This is a genomic window from Streptomyces olivaceoviridis, assembly GCF_014650115.1.
Lineage (GTDB): Bacteria > Actinomycetota > Actinomycetes > Streptomycetales > Streptomycetaceae > Streptomyces > Streptomyces olivaceoviridis.
Genome location: NZ_BMUI01000109.1, coordinates 1 through 1083 on the forward strand (window position 1 = coordinate 1; position 1083 = coordinate 1083).

The 1083-nt window shown below is 67.2% G+C and carries 1 protein-coding gene; it reads right to left on the reverse strand.

The features are described 5' to 3' along the window. The coding region (locus IE273_RS43110) for an IS630 family transposase (RefSeq protein WP_189820552.1) at positions 1-1029 on the reverse strand (1029 nt) is incomplete at its 3' end. Positions 1030-1083 lie beyond the last annotated feature (54 nt).

Below are 1083 nucleotides of genomic sequence, written 5' to 3' on the forward strand. Positions count from 1 at the left end.
ATCTGCGGTCTTGGTCCATTTGAAGGGCCTGGCCTGCTCGTTCCAGGTCTTGATCCAGTTCTCGAGTGCGATCTTGAGCTCGTCGAGTGAGCAGAACACGCCGCGTTCCAGGCAGCGCCGTTCCAGCTCGGCGAACCACCGCTCGACCTGGTTGATCCAGGACGAGTAGGTCGGGGTGAAGTGCAGTTGGAACCGGGGATGTGCGAGCAGCCACTTGTGGACGGCCGGCGCCTTGTGGGCGGAGAGGTTGTCGCAGATCACGTGGACCGCCGGACCGGGATCGGTCTGGCGGTCGATCTCGTCGAGGAAGTCACGGAAGTCGGCCGCCCGGTGCTGCGCCGACACCTTCCCGATCACCTTTCCGGTGGCGGTGTTCAGGGCCGCGAACAGGTCCACGGTGCCGTGCCGGACGTAGTCGAAACTGCGCCGCTCAGGGATGCCGGGGACCATCGGCAGCACCGGGGCAGTCCGTTCCAGGGCCTGAATCTGCGGTTTCTCGTCCACGGCGAAGACCGCAGCGTTCGCCGGCGGGGCGAGGTAGAGCCCGACCACGTCCCGGATCTTGTCAGTCAGCAACGGGTCCGGAGAAATCTTGAACGTCTCCGTCCGCCATGGCTGAAGGCCGAAGGCACGCCATATCCGCAGCACACTCGTCGGCGAGATCCCGACCTGCCGGGCCAGTTCCCGCTTCGACCAGTGCGTACCGCCCGGTGGCGCCTCCTCCAGGGTACGCACCACCACCTCTTCCACCTGGGCATCGGTGATGGTGCGGGGCACCCCGGGCCGGGGGTCGTCGGACAGGCCGTCCAGCCGGTCCCGCAGGAATCTCGTGCGCCACCGCGCCACCGTCTTGCGATCGACGCCCAGCCGCGCTCCAACGGCCGTGTTGTTCCCGCCCGCTGCGCAGGACAGCACGATCTGCGCCCGCTTCGCCAAGCCCTGGGCCGTGGACCGGCGCTTGGCCCAGTTCTGCAGCGTCAGCCGCTCTGTCTCGGACAACACCACCGGCTCCAGCCTGGTATCCCCCATCCCCACAGCACAGCGCGCGACGATGAGGCCCGTCAGCCGAATCCCAAGATCTGA